This is a genomic window from Streptomyces sp. NBC_01320, from assembly GCF_035974375.1.
GTDB classification, from domain to species: domain Bacteria; phylum Actinomycetota; class Actinomycetes; order Streptomycetales; family Streptomycetaceae; genus Streptomyces; species Streptomyces yanii.
The window spans coordinates 11,821,071-11,838,036 of record NZ_CP108390.1; the positions used below are offsets into that span (position 1 = coordinate 11,821,071).

The 16,966-nt window shown below is 66.6% G+C and carries 19 protein-coding genes and 2 pseudogenes; 7 read left to right on the plus strand and 14 right to left on the minus strand.

Annotation, left to right across the window (positions count from 1 at the left end):
* Window positions 1–212 precede the first annotated feature (212 nt).
* The 5 genes from OG395_RS54775 to OG395_RS54795 form a co-directional block, all read right to left on the minus strand.
* A complete protein-coding gene (locus OG395_RS54775) occupies window positions 213–1,190 on the minus strand; it encodes a transposase family protein (RefSeq protein ID WP_327241130.1) in 978 nt (325 codons plus the stop codon).
* Between the two features lie 75 nt (window positions 1,191–1,265).
* Window positions 1,266–1,643, minus strand: a complete 378-nt coding sequence (locus OG395_RS54780; RefSeq protein WP_327241129.1) for a nuclear transport factor 2 family protein — start codon at window positions 1,641–1,643, stop codon at window positions 1,266–1,268.
* A 274-nt stretch (window positions 1,644–1,917) separates the two neighbouring features.
* Entirely contained in the window at window positions 1,918–2,391 is a 474-nt protein-coding gene (locus OG395_RS54785) for a lamin tail domain-containing protein (protein ID WP_327241128.1), read from the minus strand.
* A gap of 396 nt (window positions 2,392–2,787) precedes the next feature.
* Complete coding sequence (locus OG395_RS54790; RefSeq protein ID WP_327241127.1) at window positions 2,788–2,949, minus strand: hypothetical protein; 162 nt, start codon at window positions 2,947–2,949, stop codon at window positions 2,788–2,790.
* A gap of 409 nt (window positions 2,950–3,358) precedes the next feature.
* Window positions 3,359–3,784: a winged helix-turn-helix transcriptional regulator gene (locus OG395_RS54795; RefSeq protein WP_175262200.1), complete on the minus strand. Its 426-nt coding sequence runs from the start codon at window positions 3,782–3,784 to the stop codon at window positions 3,359–3,361.
* A 139-nt stretch (window positions 3,785–3,923) separates the two neighbouring features.
* Between OG395_RS54795 and OG395_RS54800 the strand changes: the two genes are divergently transcribed.
* Complete coding sequence (locus OG395_RS54800) at window positions 3,924–4,799, plus strand: aldo/keto reductase family oxidoreductase (RefSeq protein WP_327241126.1); 876 nt, start codon at window positions 3,924–3,926, stop codon at window positions 4,797–4,799.
* 141 nt (window positions 4,800–4,940) lie between these two features.
* Here OG395_RS54800 and OG395_RS54805 read toward each other — a convergent pair whose 3' ends face one another.
* Window positions 4,941–5,342 carry a hypothetical protein gene (locus tag OG395_RS54805; RefSeq protein WP_327241125.1) on the minus strand — a complete coding sequence of 134 codons (402 nt, stop codon included), beginning with the start codon at window positions 5,340–5,342 and terminating at the stop codon, window positions 4,941–4,943.
* 591 nt (window positions 5,343–5,933) lie between these two features.
* Between OG395_RS54805 and OG395_RS54810 the strand changes: the two genes are divergently transcribed.
* Window positions 5,934–7,184: an IS110 family transposase gene (locus OG395_RS54810; RefSeq protein WP_327241124.1), complete on the plus strand. Its 1,251-nt coding sequence runs from the start codon at window positions 5,934–5,936 to the stop codon at window positions 7,182–7,184.
* Between the two features lie 76 nt (window positions 7,185–7,260).
* Here the strand turns inward: OG395_RS54810 and OG395_RS54815 are convergent, their stop codons facing one another.
* The 3 genes and pseudogenes from OG395_RS54815 to OG395_RS54825 form a co-directional block, all read right to left on the minus strand.
* Window positions 7,261–8,271: an SRPBCC family protein gene (locus tag OG395_RS54815; protein ID WP_327241123.1), complete on the minus strand. Its 1,011-nt coding sequence runs from the start codon at window positions 8,269–8,271 to the stop codon at window positions 7,261–7,263.
* Between the two features lie 6 nt (window positions 8,272–8,277).
* A complete protein-coding gene (locus OG395_RS54820) occupies window positions 8,278–9,015 on the minus strand; it encodes a histone protein (protein WP_327249213.1) in 738 nt (245 codons plus the stop codon).
* A gap of 7 nt (window positions 9,016–9,022) precedes the next feature.
* Window positions 9,023–9,266, minus strand: a pseudogene (locus OG395_RS54825) (gas vesicle protein GvpG).
* A 508-nt stretch (window positions 9,267–9,774) separates the two neighbouring features.
* Between OG395_RS54825 and OG395_RS54830 the strand changes: the two are divergent.
* A pseudogene (locus tag OG395_RS54830) lies at window positions 9,775–10,175 on the plus strand (IS30 family transposase); the annotation flags it as partial.
* Window positions 10,176–10,266: 91 nt separating this feature from the next.
* On the opposite strand, the gene OG395_RS54835 reads toward OG395_RS54830, so the two are convergent.
* The 4 genes from OG395_RS54835 to OG395_RS54850 form a co-directional block, all read right to left on the minus strand.
* The gene (locus tag OG395_RS54835) at window positions 10,267–10,713 is read right to left on the minus strand and encodes an SRPBCC family protein (protein WP_327241122.1); all 447 of its coding nucleotides are present in this window, start codon (window positions 10,711–10,713) and stop codon (window positions 10,267–10,269) included.
* Window positions 10,714–10,873: 160 nt separating this feature from the next.
* Entirely contained in the window at window positions 10,874–11,029 is a 156-nt protein-coding gene (locus tag OG395_RS54840; RefSeq protein ID WP_266749788.1) for a DUF6131 family protein, read from the minus strand.
* 735 nt (window positions 11,030–11,764) lie between these two features.
* Window positions 11,765–11,998: a hypothetical protein gene (locus OG395_RS54845; protein ID WP_327241121.1), complete on the minus strand. Its 234-nt coding sequence runs from the start codon at window positions 11,996–11,998 to the stop codon at window positions 11,765–11,767.
* A gap of 219 nt (window positions 11,999–12,217) precedes the next feature.
* Complete coding sequence (locus OG395_RS54850; RefSeq protein WP_327241120.1) at window positions 12,218–12,820, minus strand: hypothetical protein; 603 nt, start codon at window positions 12,818–12,820, stop codon at window positions 12,218–12,220.
* Between the two features lie 293 nt (window positions 12,821–13,113).
* Here OG395_RS54850 and OG395_RS54855 point away from each other — a divergent pair, with 293 nt between their 5' ends.
* The 3 genes from OG395_RS54855 to OG395_RS54865 all read left to right on the plus strand — a co-directional run bounded on the left by OG395_RS54855 (window position 13,114) and on the right by OG395_RS54865 (window position 14,691).
* A complete protein-coding gene (locus OG395_RS54855; protein WP_327241119.1) occupies window positions 13,114–13,665 on the plus strand; it encodes a hypothetical protein in 552 nt (183 codons plus the stop codon).
* A gap of 73 nt (window positions 13,666–13,738) precedes the next feature.
* A complete protein-coding gene (locus OG395_RS54860) occupies window positions 13,739–14,218 on the plus strand; it encodes a hypothetical protein (RefSeq protein ID WP_327241118.1) in 480 nt (159 codons plus the stop codon).
* Between the two features lie 56 nt (window positions 14,219–14,274).
* Window positions 14,275–14,691 (plus strand): CBS domain-containing protein, encoded by a 417-nt coding sequence (locus OG395_RS54865; RefSeq protein ID WP_327241117.1) that lies wholly within the window; start codon window positions 14,275–14,277, stop codon window positions 14,689–14,691.
* 488 nt (window positions 14,692–15,179) lie between these two features.
* Here the strand turns inward: OG395_RS54865 and OG395_RS54870 are convergent, their stop codons facing one another.
* Window positions 15,180–15,800, minus strand: a complete 621-nt coding sequence (locus OG395_RS54870) for a plasmid pRiA4b ORF-3 family protein (RefSeq protein WP_327241116.1) — start codon at window positions 15,798–15,800, stop codon at window positions 15,180–15,182.
* Between the two features lie 104 nt (window positions 15,801–15,904).
* Between OG395_RS54870 and OG395_RS54875 the strand changes: the two genes are divergently transcribed.
* Window positions 15,905–16,963: an IS630 family transposase gene (locus OG395_RS54875; protein WP_327241115.1), complete on the plus strand. Its 1,059-nt coding sequence runs from the start codon at window positions 15,905–15,907 to the stop codon at window positions 16,961–16,963.
* The last annotated feature ends 3 nt before the right edge of the window (window positions 16,964–16,966 follow it).

The window sequence follows — 16,966 nt, forward strand, 5'->3', positions numbered from 1 at the left end:
CTGGCGTCACCGGGCTTGGGCTGTGGCACCCGTGACTTGCCGCTCGTCGCGGCTGTTGGGCCCTGTGGTGTGCGTACCTTCGACCCCTCGGGATGCGTACGCCTGGGCCCTGGACCCTCAGGCCAGGGCCCTTCAGCTTCTTCCAGGAGCTAACGACCTCGGGGAAAATTGAGGTCGGGACGTGCTGGCCTGGCGGTTCGGCTGGCGTGTGATCAGCAGGTGCTGTTGCGGACGAGGACGAGTTCGGTGCTTGTCCGGCGTCGGGTGGGGCGCTGCGCGGACCGGTCGGAGACCAGCCCGGCGATCGCCAGATGTGTCTCGGCGTAGATTTCACGGCGTCCGGTGAAGCGCCGCAGGGGTGCCCACTGCCGAAGCTCGGCGTTGGTGTGCTCGACGCAGATCCGGGCCGAGGACTGGCGCCGCCGCGCTTCGCTCCAGGCCCGCTTGTCGCCGTCGCACGCGTCGTCCTTCGGCTTCTTCGGCGGGGCGGTGACCTGGTCGGGGAACTCCTTGGCCAGTCCTGCATACCCGGCATCGGCCTGGGACTTCACCGATGGGTGGAGGCGGAGTTGTTCGGCGATGCCCTCGGTGCGTACGGCAGTCTGGTCGTGCATCCGGCCGGGTCGCACGACCCCGGACAGCAGGATGCGGCCCTGCCCGTCGCTGAATGTGGTGGTCTTGATCGTGTTCTGGCGGCGCTTGCCCGAGACGAAGGCCCGGCGCCCGGGTCGGCCCGCCTGTGGGCGCCTGACCTGGGTCTCGGCGCCATCGAGTCGAGGCTCGATGCCTTCGGCCTCGGCGTAGGCAAAGAGATCCTCCAGTGTCCGCAGTCTCATTCCGGGCCGGTCGGGCACTGCGAAGCCGCGGGCCGCGAGCAACGGACGGACCTGTCGGATCGCCGTCGAAACGGTCGAGCGGTCGACGTCGTACAGCTCGGCCAGGACCTCGTGCGGCAGCTGATGGCGCAGGTGTACCAGGGTGAGCAGCAGCCGGTCGCAGAAGACCAGCTTCGGCTTGCGCCCGGCACCAGCCGCCCTGCGGCGTTCACCGCCCCTGGCTTCGCGAAGTCCGGACTGACGTGCCGCCTCCCACGGGGCGGCGAGTTCGGCGAACAACTCGCCGAAGTGTGCGCGGGAGACACCGGACAGGGCCGGATGGGAACAGGCCGCGCGGGCCCAGGTCAGCTTCACAACTCACCCAACCAGCACGGCCCTTCTCATGTCACGGCCAAATCAGCCGGAACGTCGCCGCGAGCGGCAGCCGCTTCACATGGGTTCAACCAGAGCCGCCCGCCACTCCGGGCGCGGATCAGCCCCAACACTCGTCCAGTACTCCCGGCCACGCACGATCCGTCCCTGCTGGACGGTCCAGAATGAGGCCGCGCGGAACACGCCGAACTCGTCATGCGGCACCTCGACCTCGGAGACCACCTCGTTGCCGTCAGCCACGATCCGCAGTACCCGAATCGACCAGCCCCCCAGGTATTCGCTGTTCACCGCGACGAAGTTCTTGTTGCCGACGATGCGCTCCGCGCTGATCGGCCACTCGACCACGACGTCCTCCGCGACCAAGTCGGCGACAGCTGACCAATCGCGCGCCTGGATCCGATCCCACAATGCCTCGACCACTCCTGAAGAGTCCATGGGGGCACCCTTGCACGGGCCACTGACATCCCGGCCCTGGGGCCCCGGGCGACCTGGCACGCCGACCCCAAAGCAGCAGCCCCCTCACTGCCGCTAATAGATCCCAAGGTCGTAAGGGTGTGCACCGTGCCAAGCGGTAAGAACCCGGAGGCTGTTGACGTACGAGAGCGGCGTGCCACCACCCTGTGTGGGTGGTGGCACGCCGGCTCACAAGGGTTGCACCCCGGGGGCGGAAGGTGCGCCCTTGGTCAGTGGCGGGGCAAGGTCAAGTGGGTCAGCGGCGGTAGCCCCAGGTGTGGGTGTCCACGGTGCGGCCGTGGTCGTCGCGCAGGGTGGCCTTGTCGGCGTTGTTGCTCCAGATGTAGTTCCGGCGGTCCTGGTAGACGTCCCGGCGGGTGTCATGGCCGCGCCCGGTGTGGACACGGACGGTGGCACGGCCGGCCAGGCGCAGGTCGTCGAAGCGGTACAGGTTGCCGTCGCGGTCCGAGAGCGTCCATCCGTCCAGGTCGACCGCGCGGCGGCCGGTGTTGGTGACCTCCACCCACTCCCTGTTCAGGGACCGGTTCGACCAGTCGTCACGGCCGGGGCTGTCGTACTGGATGTCGCCGAGCACGACGTTGGAGTACGACTGGTGGCGGCCGTGTCCGTGGCCGCTGTCGGCGGCAGCCGGCATCGCCGCCACGGCGACGACGGAACCGGCCGCCAGAGCGGTAGCGGCGATGCGGCGGACGGTACGAGAAGCAGACATTGATGTCCCCTCAAGTAAGGGCGCCCAGGACCCGGTCAGGGGCCATGCTGCGCGGTGCGGGTCCCGGCCCCTCAGGCCGAGAACCACAGCCTGGAGTACCTCCGCCATCACCAGCAGCGACATCGTTTCGTGTTACTTAATGCGGACATTTCCGTAACTCGCGATTGTGTTGATCACAGACCCCGCCCGAGCGTGTCCTGACATCGACTGCTGGATGCACGCATCCGCCCCACAGCTGGGAACAAGCCCTATCAGCTCGCCCGCGCGCCCCACCGCACCACCCCGTCAGTCACCCATCGAACAGCACACTCATCGGTAACAGTCATAAGACCCCGCAATTCAGACACGGATGGCCGGGTCGAACATCTGCTCGCAGAATTGTTCGCCCCGAGGTGATCAGTGGATCCGTGTGATCGTGAGGGTGCCGTGGCGCCCTGCCCCGGCCAGGACCTCAACCACAAGGCCGGTGTCCAGCCTTGTGGAGGACTCGCCACCGGCCTCGGCCTGTCCCAGGACGCCAGCTTCGGCGACTGCGGCGCCGATCCGTACGGACAGCACCGGGTCGATCCGCGCCGACAGCCGTGGTGTGCTCTCACCTTCGGGTACCAGGGCGAGGTTGCGGGGCCGCTTCCGGGGGCCAGTGAAGCCGACGACCGCGGCGTCGATGGTGTCGGCGTGACACTGGTGGAGTGTCGGTACTCGAGAGTTGCAGTATTCGCCCGCGGGGCGAGCAGCTCCGCACCCGGCCCGGTCACGTCAGCGGTGACAAGGCGTACAGCTCTCGCCCAACAGGCGCTGTCCGCGAAGACGCCGGATGTCTGCCAGAGGGCACGCCGAACCTGCTGGCGTTCAACAAGGCGTCGACCGGCTGACCATCTCCCCACAGAAGGCCGTGCTGTTCGTCGTCGGCACTCAAGGCCAGGCACATTTCAGCCTGCAGAGCCGAGACAGGAGAACTCCGTCGTCGCTAGCAAGCTCGTGCGTCGTGCTTCTCGCGGTTGGCGAGGACTTGGTCCATGTGAGTCTGCGCCCACTGACGGAGCCCGCGCGTCAGGTGGTGGAGTGAGAGGCCGAGGTCAGTCAGCTCGTAGGTAACGGTGACGGGGACCGTCGGCGTCACAGTGCGGGTGAGCAAGCCGTCGCGTTCGAGGGCTCGTAGGGTCTGAGTCAGCATCTTCTGGCTGACGCCGGCCAGTAGCCGGGCGAGCTCCGAGTAGCGCATCGCCTTTGGGACATGCGACGCGCCGGACTGTTCGGACGCGTCACCGCCCAGCGCGCACAGGATCAGGACGACCCACTTGTCCGAGATCCGGTCGAGAAGCTGACGGCTGGGGCATATCGCTAGAAACGCGTTGTACTCCGCCTTGGCCTGCGCCTTCTTGTCGGCCTTCATCGTCGTCACTGAGGTCGCCTCTCACTCTCTGGGGTGGTTACGCACTTCATAGTGCCTACTTCCCGTAAGGAAGTAACTCCCCAACACTGATGCAAGGGGTCGGAGACACCACCCCTGGCAAGAAGCGAAAGGCACTGTGATGAACACGCCCTCCACATCACCTCTTCCGGGCGGAATCTGGACGCTGGGTGACTCGACCGTCACCCGGTTCGGATACGGCGCGATGCAGCTCGCCGGCCCGTGGGTCATGGGTCCGCCCGCCGACCACGACGGCGCCCTGGCCGTCCTGCGCGAGGCAGTCAGTCTCGGGATCACCCACATCGACACCAGCGACGCCTACGGACCACGCATCACGAATGAGCTGATCCGCGAAGCACTGCACCCGTACCCGGAGTCGCTGTTCATCGCCACCAAAGTGGGCGCGACCCGCGACGCACAGGGCGGCTGGCCCACGGCCCGGCGCCCCGAGGACCTGCGCAAGCAGGTCCACGAGAACCTCGAATCCCTCGGCGTCGAGGCTCTCGACCTGGTCAACATGCGGATGGGCGATGCTCAGGGCCCCCAGCCCGGCTCGATCACCGAAGCATTCGAGACGCTTGTCGACCTCCAACGAGAGGGCCTGATCCAACACCTCGGCGTCAGCAATGTCATGCCGGAGCAGGTCGCCGAGGCACGCGGTATCGCCCCGATCGTGTGCGTGCAAAACATGTACAACCTCGCCCACCGCCATGACGACGACCTCGTAGACCGCCTCGCCGCCGATGGCATCGCCTATGTGCCGTTCTTCCCCTTGGGAGGCTTCACGCCGCTACAGTCCGAGGCCCTCTCGAAGGTCGCGAGTCGGCTGGGGACGACGCCGATGTCGGTCGCGCTGGCTTGGCTGATGCAACGCTCGCCGAACATCCTGCTCATCCCCGGTACGTCGTCCACCGCCCACCTGCGCGAAAACATCGCAGGCGCCGGACTCTCCCTTTCCGACGAGGATCTGGCCGAACTGGATAGCATCGGCCACTGAGTAACACACAGGTCACCGACCGAGACCAGGCAGTTCCTTCCACTCGGACTATCGGGCAGACCATAGGAATATGATCACAGCGCGGATGCTGCGTTTCCGCAGGTGATCGCGGCAACGATCCGATGATCTAAACGAAACGGCCTACCCCTGCGGTGCGGCCCGTCGCACTGCCAAGTAGTCGGACCAGTTCCCGCCGGCGAGGGTGGCCCAGCGTTCGGCTGTCTTGGGGTGGATGCCGAGCAGGTCGGCGATGACCATGGGCGGCAGGTCTACCAGGGCGTCCATCATGGCGGTGTTCCGTGCTGCGCGGGCGGGCAGACCGTGGTGTCTCAGGGTGTCGGCGAGGCCGAGGGGGTTGCGCGGGCGTCCGGGGCTGTGACCAGGCAAGAGATATCGGCGCCTGGCCGTGTTGCTGTGCCGGGGGCCGTGCTGGAGCTGATCGTCGATAAGACGGGCGAGCTTCGGCGGGAGCACGAAGGGGTGCTGGTTGACCGCCAAGTAGGTGTGCTCCTGGTCGCGGCATCCTCGGATCACAGAGGCCATCCCGGTGACCGCTCAGCCGCGCAGGTCTCAGTAGCACCGGGCGAGCCACGCAGCTACATGCTCAGAGCGCGCCTTGCCGGCCCCCGCCCAGGTAGTGCCGTCACTTCTCGTCGACATCCACGACTCTGTTGATCACCAACTGACTCCCGAACGCGTCGATAATCGCTGTCCCTAGAGATGAACGAAGCCACATGGTCGATGTTCCTAATTCGTGTGTAGGCGGTTCCAGATCAGCTCGTGGGTGAGCTGCTGGACTGTTGAAGCGGGTTGGGTTCGTAGCGGCCGCGTGGGCACCGGGCAGACTCCTGTCGGTTCCCGGCCCGTCGAGGCCTTATGAGAGAACGGTGGCGCCCGGTGTCTTCGGGCCGCTGCGGAACCCAACCCGGCCTCCCGTACGTAGATCGTTGTGGTGTGAGCCCGTCGCAGGGCGACCTCTTCGCTTCCTCCCGAGCCGCCGAGCTCTTCGTAAGACGGAGGCCCCTGCGGTGCGCTGGTGCCGCGAACGGCTAGTGAGATGGCGGACCGAAGAGTCCTGGAATTAGGTCGCCGCGTGGCCCGCACAGGCTCACCACCTGCGCACACAACAAGTGAATGGAGAACCGTGTGACCGTGTTCTGCGGGATCGACTGGGCCGAGAGTCACCATGACGTGGCTCTGGTCGATGACACCGGACAGCTGCTGGCCAAGCGCCGCATCACGGATGACACGGCGGGCTACCGGCTGCTGCTGGACCTGCTCGCCGAGTACGGCGACACCGCCGAGGAACCGATTCCCGTGGCCATCGAGACCGGGCGGGGTCTGCTCGTTGCCGCCCTGAACACCGGAACACGGCCGATCTACGCGATCAACCCCCTCGCCGCGGCCCGCTATCGCGACCGCCACAGTGTCTCGCGCAAGAAGTCCGACGCCGGCGATGCCCTGGTCCTGGCGAACATCCTGCGAACCGATGGACACGCGCACCGCCAGCTGCCCGCCGACACCGATCTCGCACGGGCGATCACTGTCCTCGCCCGTGCCCAGCAAGACGCGGTCTGGGCGCGTCAGCAGCTGGTCAACCAGGTCCGCTCGCTGCTGCGGGAGTTCTTCCCTGCCGCCCTGGACGCTTTCCTGGGCAAGCAGTACGGCCTGGCCCGCCCCGAGGCCCGCGCGGTGCTGACCTCGGCACCGACCCCGGCCAGGGCCGCCAGACTCACCCCGGCCCAACTGCGGGCGGCACTGAAACGCGCGGGCCGCACCCGGGGCATCGACGCCGAGGCCGATCGCCTGCGAACCATTTTCCGCGCTGACTACGCCCACCAGCCGCAGGCCGTCGAGGATGCCATGGGCTATCAACTTCTGGCATTGATACGCCAGTTGCACGCAGCCTGCCTGGCCGCCGAGGAACTCACGACGGCGGGGGAGGAACATTTTCGCCGGCACCCGGACGCTGAGATCCTCCTCAGCTTTCCCGGCCTGGGAGTACAGCTCGCCGCCCGGGTGCTCGCCGAGATCGGAGACGACCGCAGCCGCTTCGCTGACGCCCGCGCTTTGAAGGCCTACGCGGGATCGGCTCCCATCACTCGCGCTTCGGGCAAGAAACGCTACGTCGGACGGCGCTTCATCAAGAACGACCGACTGATCACCGCTGGATTTCTCTGGGCCTTCTCCTCGCTGAGAGCCTCTTCTGGGGCTGACACGCACTACCGCCGACGACGCGAGCACGGGGACTGGCATGCCCAGGCCCAGCGGCACCTGTTCAACCGCATGATCGGCCAGCTCTACCACTGCTTGCAGACCGGACAACTCTTCGACGAACAGCATGCCTTCACCTCCTCGGCAGCGGTGTTGACCGTCGCAGCTTGACTTCTTAGGCACGTGAGATGTCTCTCATGAGTCCCATCTGACCCGCTGTCACTTCTTTCCGCATCTCGGGGGAACCTCACCCCCGTCCTCTTTGCTTCCTGGAGGGGGTTACATCCTCTTCCTCTCCTTCTTCCTCTTCATCTTCCTCGTATTCGCCTCCTTCCTCGTCCTCGGGCTCGTCTTCGTCCTTGTAGTCTTCGTCCTCGGGCTCGTCCTCGTAGTCCTCGTCCTCGGGCTCCTCGCCTTGTGCGTCCTCCTGCTCAGCGGCCTCTTCTTCCATGGCGTCTTCGTGGGACACGACGACTTCACCGTCCCGGATTTCACCGCGCCAGCCCTCGGGCTCTTCCTGAGCGAGGGACACGTATCGCTGGAAGTGCTTGAAGTCGAGTCGCATTCGGCGCCCTTGAGCGCGCCACAGGTTGCCCGTCTTCTCGAAGAACCCGGACGGGTAGTACTCCACGACCAGGACGATTCGAGTCAGGCTGGGTGCCAACTCATGGAAGCTGACCGCACCACGGGTAGTTCCCTTGGCTCCCTCGGATGTCCAAACGATGCGGTCGTCGGGAATCTGTTCCTGGACAGTCGCTTTGAAGCTGCGCGAGGAAGGTCCGACTTTGACCTTCCAGGCACTGGACATCTCGTCGCTCTTCGAGACGTCGCGAACGCCCTTCGCGAAGCTGCTGAACTGGTCGTACTGCGTCCAGTGGTCGTACGCGACACGCAGGGGCACTCCCACATCGAGAACCTCGATGATGTTCATGACCTTGCCGCCGCTCGACTTGCGTTTCCCCTTTCCGCCGCCGAACGCTTCCTTGACCTTCCCCACGACTTTGTCCTTGACGCCCTTGGCTTTCTCCCCGACGAATGCCTTCAGCGGGGATTCGCCCTGGAGAATACGGGAGGCGATCGCGGGAAGCGATCCACTCTCGGCCACATCAGTGAGCTGCCCAGTGACATCGGTCAGTTTGTCGCCCGCTTTCTCGGCGAGACTCTCCACCTGTGCACTGAGGAAGTTGGACGCCTCTTCGCGAAGCCGGTCCGCACCCGACTTTTGTGCCGTGGGCTGGTCTGATTCCGTCCTGGTCATGACTGACTACCTCCGACGATCGGCGCGCTTGGACGCTGCTCGCTTCGAGGACGTCGTTTTCCGGGCTGTGGACTTCTTGGCCGGAGCAGTTTTCTTCGCAGCTGTCTTCTTCGCCGGAGCGGTTTTCCGGGCTGCGGACTTCTTGGCCGGAGCAGTTTTCTTCGCAGCTGTCTTCTTCGCCGGAGCTGTCTTCCGGGCTGCGGACTTCTTGGCCGTCCGAGACTTCTCTCCGCGGCGTCGCTTCGGCTGCGTCTCTTCCGGCTCTTCCTCTTCCTCTTCCTCCTCCTCGTATTCGTCTTCCGGCTGTTCCTCCTCTTCCTCTTCTTCTTCCTCGTGCTCGGCCTCCGGCTCTTCCTCTTCCTCGTACTCCGCACCTCCCTCTTCCGGCTCGTACTCCTCCTCGTCCCCCTCTTCCTCCGCCTCATCCTGCTTCTCACCGAGCCGGGCCGTACGGTCGCTGAGGGCATCGGCCAGCGAACTCATGCCCCGGTCGGCGGCGGCAGCCACTGCCTTACGGCCCGCGTCGAAGACTTCCCCTTTGAGCTGCTCCTGCAGCTCGGCGAACTGGGGAATCTCTCCGAGTCTGCGCATCCCTTCGGCGGCAAGCTGTCGGGGTTCAAGGCCGAATCGTCTCCCAGCCAGATACGTCGCAATGGTCAGCGCCAGCCGGCCCTTCTTCGTCCGGCCCAGCACATAGCCGCCCACTACTGCGGCCGCGAGGGTCACCTTGGCTGTGTCATCCATGAGTGCGTCACCTTCGATCGTTCGGTGCGGGGCCGACATGTGCAGCATGCAGCCGGTCCAGCAGCCTTTCCTCTTCCCGGTTCGAACTCCTCCGTGCTGCTATCTCTGTCTTCAAGTTCCCGGTTCAGTACAGCCAGCTGGGCACGGTGCACTCCTGGGGCGTGCAACTCGCGCTCGGCAGCATCGGAGAGCTTCTCCGCCACCCAGATCACACCGCGGACCGGTGCGTTGGGGAGCGTGAGCAGTCCCATGTCAGACTCTGACAGCCTGAACGTGAGTGCCTGCAGCGGCGACGAAGTTGCAACAGGGCAGCGGGCCCGCAAAACGCAGCTTGACGTGCGCGGTGCACGCTTCCGAATCGCTCCGCCGCGCTGCGGGAGACGTCGCTTTCGCCGCGCGGCTGTCGTCGAGGATTTCCCGCCGCGCGGCCGACGTTCTTCTGCCATGCATTCAAGTCTGATCGGTATCGGGTGCCTCGCACCTTGAGGAGCTATCGGGCGCACCAACCGGGGTGGGCGGCTGCTGTGGTGATCGATGTTTTGGCGGTGTAGCGGGCGACGGTGCACGAGCCCATCCTTTTCATGGCTGCGGGGTCCAGGTGCCGGTCGTGCGGTCACGGTGTCGGCCGGGTGCACGAAGGGCTGTTCCACGTCTGTGGTTGCGGCGTGCGCGAGTCCACGCCGGGCAAGGGCAAGACGCTCCGTGTAATGCGGCGCGCGACGTTGCAGCCAGGAGCACCACTCTCGTCGCCACCTGGCGGTCGAGCGCTCCACCCGCTATCTGATGCTTGTACATCTGCCGCGTGGCCACAGCATCCTGGCCACCCGCAACGCCTCGCCGCGACCGTCCAATCTCTTCCGCCGCACCTGTGGAGTTCCCTGACCTGGGACCAGGGCGTGGAGATGGCGGCCCACCAGTCGTTCACCAAGGCCACGGACATTCCGGTCTACTTCTGCAACCTGGCGAGCCCTGGCAGCGCGGCTCGGACAAGAACGCCAAGGCCTGCTGCGCCAGTAGTTCCCAAAAGGCATTGACCTCTGTCCCACACCCCTCAGCAGGTGGAGGTGGTGGCCGCCGAACTCAACAGCCGACCACGAAAGACGCTCGGCTGGGAGACCCCGGCCGAGCGTCTCGCTAAGCTGGTGGACCCAGTCAGCTGACCAGCAGTGTTGCGACGACCCCTCGAATTTGCCGGACACCAGGCATGGGCGGGAGGATGAACTGTTGGGGCTGGTCCTCTCGTCCTGCCGCTCACTGTGTGTTTTGGGGCATTCCTTCGACGACTTCCGCAAGTCGCCGGAGCATGCTGCGGTGTCGGATCTGCGCAAAGACGTCGAGGGCTGTGTTGTGGAGACTCCCTCCCAGTCCGCGCAGCGGATGCTCGTCGAGAATGACCAGGGTCTTGTCGCCCCACGGCCGGATGTCGAAGGCGATCCGTGCCGTACCCAACGGCCCTCCGTGCGCTTCGAGTTCCAGCGCGCGCGGCGCGTCGAGGCGGCGGACCGTCGTGCGGCCGTGGAACTCCTTCGGCCCCACACGTACCGTGTATGTGATCGACGATCCGACTTCCGGCCAACGCCCGTTACCCGGGGTGGAGTCGAAGGTCCCCACCACCCAGTCCGCGTAACGGCTCTCATCCTCCAGAACCGCCCAGAGTACGGACGGTTCCCGGGCGATGAGCTGATGACGTACAGCCATGTGTGCTCCCATCCGGGATATTGGAATTCCCGACTCTGGCAGCGATCTGCGGGCCGGCACCGAAATCCACATCGAGCACGCGGCACCCGAACACACCGAGATCACAGCCGCCGCTGGCCATCACATTGGCCGCGTGCACGGGGAGCCGGAACAAGCAGCCCTACCAGTAATGCCGTCGACCGCCCACCGCATGCCCGACGGCACCCAGGATCCAAAGAACGATACCGATCGCGACGAGCACGATACCGATGGTCCATAGGATCGATATGCTGGCCACCAGACCGATGACCAGCAGAATGACGCCGAGAATGATCATGGCGTCCTCCGTTCTCCCAGGTCTTTTCAGTATGCGCCTCGCATATACACACGGCGATGCAGACCGTGCGAGGCGATCGTCCACCAAACCGGGAGAGGGCCTTGCCGCGAGGGCAGGCACATCCTGCGTTTCCGCCTGGTCGTCATCATCGCCAGTGCGCTCGGCACCATCGGTGTCGTGACGCAAACCATCAGCTTCCGACAACCATCCTTAAAAAGCGCGGTCCCGATATGGGTATGGCCCCGTCTGCACGAGGTTCTATGGCGGCATCTCCCGCAGTGGGACCCGCTCCAAGACACCGTACTGACCGACGTCGCCCTATGGAGATCACCGTGCGCAGGGACCGTGAAGGCGCGTTCGAGCCGAGGATCGTACGCCAGCGGCAGAAGCCTCTGCCGGGCGGTCAAGGCACGCGGTCACTTCCCCAACGAAGGCCGCACTGAAGCGCGTCCGCTGGCTGCGCACGACCGGAAGGCGGTATGCGTCATGCGCGCACGCCGGGCGAGGCGATTCCCGCGCCCGGCGCGCTATCCCTTACGGGGCTGCGCATGCACTCCACCCATACGCCCACAGCACCCTGCACGCCACCGCGAGCACGGGCACACATGCAGGACACTCGCGGAGAAGCCGTGGGGTGCGGCTGTGGGCACTGCTGACGGTCAAACGTGGCAGGATACGGCCACGGCGCGGCGTCTTGCCTCTTCGACCAGGCGGGAGGTCTCACGGGCCTCGTGTTTATGGCCCGTCGGGGTATCGGTGCTCCTGGAGTACCAGGAGGTGTTCGGCGAGTCCGGCCAGCTCGGCTGCCGCGGCGTGGATCTGGGAGACGAGCGCTGTGGCCACCACCGCTGCCCGGTCGGCGGTGTAGAGACCCGTTCCCGCTCCGTCCGCACCGAGCGGCCCTGTCCCGTGCTCATTGAGCGGCTCGTCAGCGTGGCGTGCGGGCTGGGGGAGGGGGCGCCGTTCCACTCGCCGTCTCTTCTCTTGTTCCTGGTTTCAGCGTGAGGCTCAACGATCGGGCGGTCAGGCTCGGCATCGGCCATCGGGTCAGATGCCCGCGCCGTGTGCGCAGACCAGCGGGTGTGCCGCTTTTCCTGCACCCAGGCACGGGTGAGCTGCGCGGCGACGTGGCGGGGTGGGCGTTTGTTCTGTGGACGCCCGCTTGTGCGGCGGCCCCCTGGCACTCAGTCAAAAAAATGCCGCGTGCCGGGGGCCGTCTGCGTGGCGGTGCGGGATATCCCTGCGGCGACCTTCGGGTGTACTCGGCGATTCCTCGGATGTCCCGCATCCCCGAAATTGTATGCCCGATATGCGGCCTTGGTTCGGGTGCTCGACGGTTTGGTCGTGGTCGTGGTCGTGGTCGTGGTCGTGGTCGTGGTCGTGGTTGTGGTCGTGGTCCGGTTCGGGCCGGTGAACTGTTCCTCTGCGTTCGCCGGGGCCGGCGATGCCAGGCTGTGGTCCGTCTCCGCGTTCGGCGTGGCTGCCGGTGATCGCGTCTGGCCGGGTGGTTGCGGGCCCGGTCCCCTTGATCTCGGTCCAGTTCGGGGAGTGCGGTCCGGACGACAACTGGGTGTGGGTGACCTCGGCGGGCCAGCGGGTCCCGGAGTCGAGGACCAGGGTGACGGTGCCCCGCAGCAGGAGTGCTTCGCCACCGGGTGCGGTCAGCCGGGCCGTCCAGGGCCGGTCCGTGTCTGCCGGGCTGTGCTCCTGGGCGACGGTGACCTCTGCCCAGACGCGGACCAGGGTCCCGTCCGTGCGCTCCACCGTGGCCAGCCCCTCGCAGGGGTTCATGCTCCCCAGTCTGCGCCGGCGCCGGGCTGTCGCGCAGCGTGGGCAGTGATTGGTTGGGTCTGCCCTGTTGACCGTCAGCAGTGCCCGCAGCCGCACTACCCACCGCTTCTGGTCCGGTGCCCTGTGTGTTCACCGCGCTGTCCCGGGTGGCGGGCGGGGCGTTGGGGGCGTATGGGTGGAGTGCATGCGGCGGCCCGGCAAGGCGTGCGGGGCGCGGGAATCGCCTCCCGGGCTGCCGCGCGCCTGGGGCCGGATGACAGGGATCTGAGCAGCGACATCAAGGGAGGCGTGCGATGTCGTCAGGAATTGTCATTGCGATCATTGTCGCGGTCGTCGTCATTGTCCTCGCGATCGGCTTGTGGACGGCAGTTCGTCGCCGTCACCTGAGGGACCGTTTCGGCGCCGAGTACGAGCGCGCGGTGGAAGCCGAGGGTGGTCACAGGGCGGCAGAACGTGATCTGCGCGCCCGCGAGGAACGGCATGACGACCTCGATCTGAAGCCGCTGGCCTCGACTGCCCGTCAGCAGTACGCGCAGGACTGGAACAGCGTGCAGGAGCACTTCGTGGACCGTCCGCAAGAGGCGGTCGGTGAGGCGGACCAGCTGGTGACCCGGCTCATGAAGGAACGTGGTTACCCGACCGAGGGGTACGAGCAGCAGGTGAAGGACCTGTCGGTCGAGCACGGGCGCACGCTGGAGCATTATCGCGCCGCCCACGAAGTCAATGCACGAGCCGGCGGCCGGCAGACGACCACCGAGGAACTGCGGGGGGCGATGGTGCACTACCGCGCGCTCTTCGACGACCTGCTCACCAACGGCGACAGGCCGGGACAGCAACGCGCTTGACCCGGACCCCGCGTATGCCGGCGGGCCGCGGATGAAGAGCCCGCCGAAATTGATTCGGACGAGGTGGACAAGCATGCAGCGCGAACACAGTGAAGCGGGCGACATGGGCCTGAGCACCGAGGATCTTGCCCGGCCCCGGGAGGACCAGGACGCAGATCGTGGGACGGCGCCGGCAGCGGCGGATGACGCTCCCCCGTCCGCCGAGGGTGCCACTGCGGACGCGGCGTCCCAGGAGCCGGCGGCAGGCGCACCGCATGGATCGGCGCCGGAAGACACCCAGGCGAACGAGCCGCTTCTCGGTCCCGAGGAAGCCGAGGCCTTCCAGTCCAAATGGCAGGCCGTCCAGACAGCTTTCGTCGACGATCCGCAGGAAGCCGTCCGTGCGGCCGACGCGTTGGTCGCCGAGGTCATGCAGACGCTGGCCGGGTCGTTCGCATCCCGCAAGGAAGGGCTCGAAAGCCAGTGGGGCCGGGGCGAGGAGGTCCTCACCGAGGATCTCCGCATAGCACTTCAGCGCTACCGCTCGTTCTTCAACCGCCTGCTCACCACCTGACCGCGGGAAGACCACACCAGTGTCCGAACCGAAATCCATCGGAAAGGAAGTGTGTGATGACTACGGCGCGCGACATCATGACGCCGGACGCCGAGTGCATCGGCGCGAACGAATCCGCGCTCCTGGCCGCCCACAAGATGGCCGAACTGGGCGTGGGTGCTCTGCCTATCTGCGGAGCGGACGAACGTCTCAAGGGCGTACTCACCGACCGTGACATCGTGATCAAGGTGCTTGCGGCGGACAAGGACCCCGCTGAGATCAAGGCGGGCGAGCTGGCGCAGGGTGAGGCCGTCACGATCGGCGCGGACGACGATGCGTCGGAGATTCTCCGCACGATGAGTGAACACAAGGTGCGTCGACTGCCGGTCATCGACGGACACGTGTTGGTCGGAATGGTCGCCCAGGCCGATGTCGCCCGGGCACTGCCCGATCCGGCCGTCGGCGACCTCCTCGAAGCACTATCCGCCGCCTGACCAATTCTGGGCTGTGCGCCAATCGAGGAGGCCTTGTGACAACACCACCGCCGGGACCACCCGGCCCGCACCCCGAGCCCGTCCCTCCGTCGCCTGGCCCTGTGCCGAGCCCGCCGGACCCGGTACCAGGCCCAATGCCCTCTCCACCGGACCCTGTTCCCCCGCCGCCACACCCTCCTACCGAACCCAAGCCTGTTGGCGGGAGGAGGAACGGCACCTGAGCTGCGAAGGCGATCACGAAATCTGAAGGCGCCGGCAAGTTTCCCCGCGGCCGCCTACCGGGGATACCTCGTCGCCCTTCAACCACGCGGAGACTGTTTCGCGGCCGGGACCGGTCTGGTTTGCGCGTGGTGCCTTCATTCGCCGCGGCCGGTGATGAAGTCGCGGGCACGATCGACCAGGCCTAGTGCAGCGCCGCACTGATCCTGCGAGGGTCAGGATCGCCCCTGCCGTGGTGGCTGGGGCGATCGATGCTGCATGGTGGAGCGTCAGTTCTCGATCAGGATGGCTGCGAAGCCGGACAGTGCGCTGTTGACCTCTGCCAGGTCGAAGGCGGCGGGGTCGAACTGGTCTGCGGTGTCGAGGCCGAGCCATTCGAGCCGTTCGTCGTGTTCTTCGTGGCCGGGGTCGGCGAGGATCTCGATGAGGTACTCGTATCCCCACATCCCGCCGCAGTCCTCGGGCGGGCAGGCACGGCGGCCGGTGAGGCAGCGTGGGTAGGGGGTACCCGCTTCGGCGTCGGTGATGGCCTCGACGAGGATGTCGTGCTCCCAGTCGTCGCCGAAGTCGTAGGTGTAGCTGAGCTTGTCGCCGACGCTCGGGGCGACCTGGTCAAGTCGCTTGGATGCCGCGCTGCGGATCCCCAACTCACGGTCGGCGACTCCATAGCGGTCCTGCGGGGTCTCGAAGGCCCACATGTGGTAGCCCTCCCAGCCGAAGGCCGCCTGGATGAGGTGGTGAAGCTGCTGCAGCGTGGTGCCCGACGGCACTTCCAGGCGGCGCCAGACCGGGGGCCGGGAGCCACGCAGGGTGACCTTGATCTTGTGGACGACCTTTCCGGGTGCCGTCCGGGAGCGGGAGATCGGCTTCGCGCGCCTGGTATTCGCCATGGCCGTCATCCTGCCACCGGCCCCCTTCCCGCGAGGCCGTCCGCCGCTGACCCCGTTCGTCCGCGCGACAATGACCGCCGCTCGTCGAATCCAGGGGTGGGGTCATGCCAGCGCACAGCCCGTTCACGGTGGTCTGGGACAAGAGCCAGCGCGCGGTTCTGGAGCAGTTGGCCCGCTCGCGCACCGCGCCGCTGCGGCGCATCCAGCGAGCCGAGGTCGCCCTGGCCGCCGCCGACGGTGTCTCCAACGCGGCCATCGCTCGCAGCCACCGGTTACACATCGCCACCGTGCGACGCTGGCGCAAGCGGTTCCACCACGAGGGCATGGCCGCTCTGGACGACCGCAGGAGGCCGGGCCGCCCGCGTCGGTACGGGCCCGAGGTGCACCTTGCGATCGTCGCCACGGTCACCTCCGCCAAACCGGCCCCCGACAGTCAATGGACCCACAAGTCGATCGCCAAGTCCCTTGCTGCCCACGAGATCTCCGCCTCCCAGGTCGGGCGGATCCTGGCCGACCTGGACCTCAAACCCCACCTCGTCCGCGGCTGGCTCACCCGCCCCGACGACCCGGACTTCCACGTCAAGGCCGCCGAGGTGTGCGCCCTCTACCTGCATCGCCCGCCCGGGTCGGTCGTGCTCAGCGTGGACGAGAAGACCGCCATGCAGGCCCGCTCGCGTCGCCACCCCACCAGGCCCGTACGGCCCGGCCATGCCGAGCGCCGCGAGTTCGAGTACCGACGCCACGGCACCGCGTCCATCGTCGCGGCCCTGGACGTGCACAGCGGACAGGTCTTGGTCGAGGACATCGCCCGCAACGACTCCGTCACCTTCATCCGGTTCCTGCGACTGCTGGACGGGAGTATCGACCCTGCCCTGGCGATCCATCTGGTCCTCGACAACGGATCGTCACACGTCTCGAAGGCCACGCGGGCCTGGCTCGCGGCCCACCCGAGGTTCACCGTCCACCACACGCCCAAGCACGCCTCATGGTTGAACCAGGTCGAGATCTTCTTCTCGATCCTGGCCCGCCGACTGCTGCGACGAGGCGAGTTCACCTCACGCCAGGACCTCATCGACCAGATCCGCGAGTTCACCCTCGCCTACGACAAGGAAGCCCGCCCCTTCCGATGGACCTACGACGGCACCCCACTCAAGGCCACCTGACCC